5 protein-coding genes are annotated in these 5,440 nt (G+C 36.2%); all 5 read left to right on the plus strand.

Annotated elements, in window-relative coordinates; genetic code table 11:
• Nucleotides 1-615: 615 nt before the first annotated feature.
• The 5 genes from ACIQ1E_RS13670 to ACIQ1E_RS13690 all read left to right on the plus strand — a co-directional run bounded on the left by ACIQ1E_RS13670 (nucleotide 616) and on the right by ACIQ1E_RS13690 (nucleotide 4,955).
• A complete protein-coding gene (locus ACIQ1E_RS13670) occupies nucleotides 616-912 on the plus strand; it encodes a GIY-YIG nuclease family protein (RefSeq protein WP_396171883.1) in 297 nt (98 codons plus the stop codon).
• Nucleotides 912-1,088 carry a hypothetical protein gene (locus tag ACIQ1E_RS13675; RefSeq protein ID WP_396171885.1) on the plus strand — a complete coding sequence of 59 codons (177 nt, stop codon included), beginning with the start codon at nucleotides 912-914 and terminating at the stop codon, nucleotides 1,086-1,088. The genes ACIQ1E_RS13670 and ACIQ1E_RS13675 overlap by 1 nt, the downstream gene beginning before the upstream one ends.
• A gap of 130 nt (nucleotides 1,089-1,218) precedes the next feature.
• The gene (locus ACIQ1E_RS13680) at nucleotides 1,219-2,427 is read left to right on the plus strand and encodes a tetratricopeptide repeat protein (RefSeq protein ID WP_396171886.1); all 1,209 of its coding nucleotides are present in this window, start codon (nucleotides 1,219-1,221) and stop codon (nucleotides 2,425-2,427) included.
• A gap of 196 nt (nucleotides 2,428-2,623) precedes the next feature.
• A complete protein-coding gene (locus ACIQ1E_RS13685) occupies nucleotides 2,624-3,673 on the plus strand; it encodes an o-succinylbenzoate synthase (RefSeq protein ID WP_396171888.1) in 1,050 nt (349 codons plus the stop codon).
• A gap of 229 nt (nucleotides 3,674-3,902) precedes the next feature.
• On the plus strand, nucleotides 3,903-4,955 hold the full coding sequence (locus tag ACIQ1E_RS13690) for an LD-carboxypeptidase (protein ID WP_396171890.1): 1,053 nt from the start codon (nucleotides 3,903-3,905) through the stop codon (nucleotides 4,953-4,955).
• Nucleotides 4,956-5,440 lie beyond the last annotated feature (485 nt).

Below are 5,440 nucleotides of genomic sequence, written 5' to 3' on the forward strand. Positions count from 1 at the left end.
GAAAGTACAAAATATAAAAAGATTCACCTAATAAATCCAATGACTATGTGGCATGAATTCGAATTTTATTTCACGTCATTTTGACATGAAATAAAATCCCTATATTTGAGACTGATTAGTTACAAATGGAGATTGAATAGAAAATCGTTTCGCTTTAAAAATTGTATCGAGAACCCTAGCTGTCAAAAGGCTTCTCGATACAATTTTGAATAGTAAAGCTGTCGCATTACCATTCAAAATCACTCGAAGAGACGTAAAGATTTACGTATAGATTAATTGAAAATCACTCAAAGAGACGTCTGGAGTTAAAGAAAAATTATAACAGCACGTCAGTTCGAGTGATTTTTAAAGCCAGATAAAATTTGATTGTATAACAAAAAAGTTATGCTTTAAAAATAGTATCGAGAACCTTCCTATTAATAAAACTTCTCGATACTATTTTTATCGTAACGCTGTCGCTTTACCATAAAAATCACTCGAAGAGACGCGGGGATAATTAATAAAGTCACTAGTACGTTAGTTCGAGTGATTTTTAAAACCTTATAAAAATTTGAATTAAAGAAAAATGTAAAGCTTTAAAAATTGTATCGAGAACACTTTAAATAAAATAGGTAAATGCAGCAGTCCTATGTGTATATATTAAAATGTGCCGACGGCTCTTATTATACAGGAGTTACGAGTAATTTAACTCAACGTCTATTTCAGCACGAAACAGGTTTTTATCCGGACTGTTATACAGCAAGCAAAAGGCCGGTTGAATTAGTTTATTATTGTGAGTTCACGGATATAAACTTCGCAATAGATATCGAGAAAAAAATAAAAAAATGGTCTAGAGCAAAAAAAGAAGCGTTGATAAATGAAGAGTATGACAAACTTCCTAATTTAGCAAAGAAAAAGTTTAAAGACGTTTGATGCATCCAGAATATTTACGGTTTATAGAGCTTCTCGATACTATTTTTATCGTAACGCTGTCGCCTTACCATATAAAAATCACTCGAAGAGACGTGGGGATAATGAATAAAGTCACTAGTACGTCAGTTCGAGTGATTTTTAAAGCTTGGAAAAATGTGAATTATAGAGAAATGTAAAGCTTTAAAAATTTTATCATGAATAATTTAAACAAGGCTTCTCGATACAATTTTTAATTGTAAGCTGCCGCTTTACTATTAAAAATCACTCGAAGAGACGAATAGATTAAACATAATGATGTTAAACAAAATGAATATTAAAACGATAATTATTCTGCTAGTACTTAGCATTTCAGTCCAATCAATCACAGCTCAAAAAGACGGTTATTGGGACAAAGAACGCGCTACCAAGCGTGAGATTGTAGTTTCAGCTCGAGACCGAATCGTTATCAAAACCGAAGACTTGCCTGTTGGAACTACCGAAGTGGTGTATAGAATCACACTTTTGGACGTCAATCAGCAAATGGCCAACAGTTTGGTTTCGGTTTTAAAATCCATTCCCGATCCTACAGGAATCAGTCAAGGCTCTGCTGGGGCTGTGTTTTTGCTGTCGAAGATTTCGGGTGATGACAAATGCAAGTATGCTATTTTCAATAATGAAGGTTTGGCTGCCGAATACAAAAAAACAGGGGCTACTGTAAATGCTTGTTACGACCAAAACGTTCCCATTAGTCAAGATGCCAAAGGACTTTCTGCCGACAAATCTTTGTGTATTTTACCCAATGCCAATGCAATGTGGTTTGGTTTCGAAAGTAAGAATTGGATAATGAATCAGAAAATAATTCTCGAAGTGGTGCCTTGGGTCAATCACAGACTGAGCAGCGGATGGAATTTGGAGAACCGAAAATTGATCCTTAGTCAATGCAAATCGACTGATTTGGCTAAGAAAATTATCCCTGCAGATGATTTTTGTGTCTGTGTACTCGAAAAACTTCAAAAGGAATACAAGTTTCAAGAGTTCCAAAAATTATTGCCTATTGAAAAAGCAAAGGCCTATACGGACTTCGGAAATGCTTGCCTGAAAGAAACCGGCGCTTCTGATAAGACTTTTTCCGATTTGCGCACTCAGTCTATAGAATTGATAAAACAAGGCAAATACGGAGAAGCTATTGGCAGAATTGATTTGATTGTAGTGTATGGAAAAGCAAAAGTATCCGATTTTAATAGGCTTGGTTATGCTTACATGATGACCAAGCAGTATTCAAAAGCCATCAAATCGCTCAAGGATGCTGAGAGAATAGACGAATCCGACTTGTTGATACAAATGAATTTGGCGCACGCCTATATGCTAAATGACAACTTCAAAATGGCTAAACCGATTCATAAAAAATACCAATCCCAAAACGTCACGGCCAGTTTGAGCTGGACTCAAAAGGTGCAGCAGGATTTCGATGTCTTTGCCAAAGCAGGATTGCCAACGAAGGATTTTGACCGGGTTTTGAGACTGTTGAAGGATTGATGAACACCAAACACCAAACACCAAACACCAAACACCAAGCACCAAGCACCAAGCACCAAGCACCAAGCACCAAACTCCAAACTCCAAACTCCAAACTCCAAACTCCAAACTCCAAACTATAAACTATAAACTATAAACTATAAACCCCAAACCCCAAACCCACAACCCTAAACTATAAACCCGCAACCCTAAACCTATGAAAGCGACCTACCATAAATACATTCTTAACTTCAAACGACCTTCGGGAACTTCACGTGGTGTGATGACCAACAAAGAAACCTGGTTTATCATTCTCGAAGAGGGCGGTAAGAAAGGAATAGGAGAGTGTGGTATCTTAAGAGGATTGAGTGCTGACGATCGACCGGATTATGAAGCGAAACTGAAGTGGACTTGTGAGAACATCCACTTAGGTGAAAAACAACTTTGGGAAGCTTTAATCGAGTTTCCTTCCATCCAGTTTGGAGTCGAAATGGCTTTCCAATCCTTGAGCAGCGAAACACCCTTTTTACTCTTTCCATCTGCGTTTACTAGTACCCAAGAAAGCATCGACATCAATGGCTTAGTTTGGATGGGTGGGGAGGAGTTTATGAAGCAACAAATCGAGGAAAAATTGGCGACCGGTTTTCGGTGTATAAAACTCAAAATTGGAGCGATAGATTTTGATAAAGAATTGCAATTATTGTGTTATATTCGGCAACATTTCACTCCCGATCAAGTTGAAATTAGGGTGGATGCTAATGGTGCTTTCGATGTAAATTTAGCTTTAGATAAATTAAATCAATTAGCTGGTTTTGAATTGCATAGTATTGAGCAACCAATCCAAAAAAACAATACTGACAGTATGTCAGACCTGTGTAAAATCACTCCAATTCCCATTGCTTTAGACGAAGAGCTCATTGGCGTCTTTTCATTAGAAGAAAAGGAAGCCCTTTTGCAAAAAATCCAGCCGCAATACATCATTTTGAAGCCTAGTTTTGTGGGCGGTTTTCGGGGTACAAAAGAATGGATTGTATTGGCCGAAAAGCACCAAATTGGTTGGTGGGTTACCTCGGCTTTGGAGTCAAATATCGGCTTGAATGCGATCGCACAATGGACATTTTTGCAAGGCAATTTGATGCCACAAGGATTAGGAACAGGCGCTTTATATACCAATAATTTTGATTGTCCTTTGGTTGTTTCGGAGGGGCAATTGTGGTATCAAAAAGAACTCGATTGGAACTTTAATTTTCAGGGCATTCGCTTTTAAAAAAAGAAAAAAAAATTAGCCACGAATCACACCAATTGTCACTAATTTTTTATCAAATTTAAAATTGAATTACACTAATTTTATTTATTTCTAAGAATTCGTGTAATAAAAAATAGTTCTAATTCGTGTTTATTAGTGTAATTCGTGACGGAAACTTTTAAAAGCGAATGCCCTGTTTAATTTTAATGATTTTTAGATATCTAAAAAATAATTAGTATTATTGCTAGATATGATCAACACCCTTCATCAATTTCCAAAAAGAATGGTTATAAGAAGCATACAGCTGCTTTTTATAGTCGTTTTTGTGCAATGTAAAACCCATAATCACACTATGAAACACGCTAGTTTAGTTCGTCAAGATCAGAATAAGCCACAAGCAATGCATTTTACCAAACCTCCTTATTTGAAAAAAGGCGACACTATTATGATTGTGGCTCCTGCAGGCTTTGTTCCTGATACAACAGAAATTGACCCGGGTATCGAATTGGCCAAAAGTTGGGGATTGGAAGTTATTGTTGGAAAGAACGCTTTCAAAAAGCACAATCATTTTGCAGGAACCGACGAGGAAAGACAAAACGATTTGCAATTGGCGCTTAACGATAAAAAGATAAAAGCCATTTGGTGTTCAAGAGGCGGTTACGGAACCGTTCGTATTATTGACCAACTCGATTTTACAACTTTCGAGCAACATCCAAAATGGGTGGTGGGTTATTCCGATATTACTACTTTGCACACGACAATTCACAATCTCGGCTTTGCAACAATTCACGCAAGCATGCCAGGTGGAATGAAACGAGCCTCAGACGAAGCCAAACAAACCTTATACAAAGCCCTTTTTGGCTATAGTTATGGATTTGAAATCTCTACGAATGTATTGAACAAAAAAGGAACTGCGAGCGGTATTTTGATTGGAGGGAATTTATCGATTGTCAATTCGATGATTGGTAGCGTATCGGAAGCAAATTTGAATGGCAAAATTTTGTTTATAGAAGATGTTGGTGAGGATTTGTATCGAATAGACCGCATGATGTACACCTTGAAGAGAACCGGAGCTCTGAAAAACCTTAAAGGACTAATTGTTGGCGATTTTGATTATGATGTAGAAAAAGACACCTTATTCGGTGGAACGCACCGTGAAATTATGCTGAATGCCGTAAAAGAATATAATTATCCCGTTATTTTTGACTTTCCTGCGGGCCACATTCGAGACAATCGCAGTTTGATTTTCGGAAAAGAAATTCATATCGATGTGAATGAAACTACCTCAAAGGTTTGGTATTGATTTTTAACCTGAAGACCTTTGAGGTATTTAAAACCTCAAAGGTCTGTCGAAATAAGTTCATTGGTTGAAATTACAAACCATTTTTGACCAGATTACCAAATTCTAAAGATAGATATTATTTGTGCTGTCTAATGTATGCAACTAGCAGGGCGTTCGCTTTTAAAAAAGAAAAAAGAAGCCACAAATTTAGCTCATTGAATATTATTTAATTGGTATTCGCTGATTTTCAATTCACGAATAAACACGAATTTTATTTTACTTAAATTACACAAATTTAGTAAATAACAGACAGAAAATTAGTGTTATTTTTTTTGTTCTTTTTGAATTTGTGCAAATTCGTGAAATTCGTGGCTAAAAAATTTTGTAACTAATCAGTTTATAATTCAAACTCAAATTTAGCTATTATTACCAATGCTTCCAATACATTTAGGCCATTTTTTATAGTTGTATCAATGACTGAGCGTATTTTAGCAAAGTTTTGTGCT

It is taken from the genome of Flavobacterium sp. (genome assembly GCF_044348915.1).
Classification (GTDB): domain Bacteria; phylum Bacteroidota; class Bacteroidia; order Flavobacteriales; family Flavobacteriaceae; genus Flavobacterium.

Coding starts and splice junctions, on each gene's coding strand:
- ACIQ1E_RS13670 (WP_396171883.1), top strand. CDS start 616: ATGCAGCAGTCCTATGTGTATATATTAAAATGTGCCGACGGCTCTTAT.
- ACIQ1E_RS13675 (WP_396171885.1), top strand. CDS start 912: ATGCATCCAGAATATTTACGGTTTATAGAGCTTCTCGATACTATTTTT.
- ACIQ1E_RS13680 (WP_396171886.1), top strand. CDS start 1,219: ATGAATATTAAAACGATAATTATTCTGCTAGTACTTAGCATTTCAGTC.
- ACIQ1E_RS13685 (WP_396171888.1), top strand. CDS start 2,624: ATGAAAGCGACCTACCATAAATACATTCTTAACTTCAAACGACCTTCG.
- ACIQ1E_RS13690 (WP_396171890.1), top strand. CDS start 3,903: ATGATCAACACCCTTCATCAATTTCCAAAAAGAATGGTTATAAGAAGC.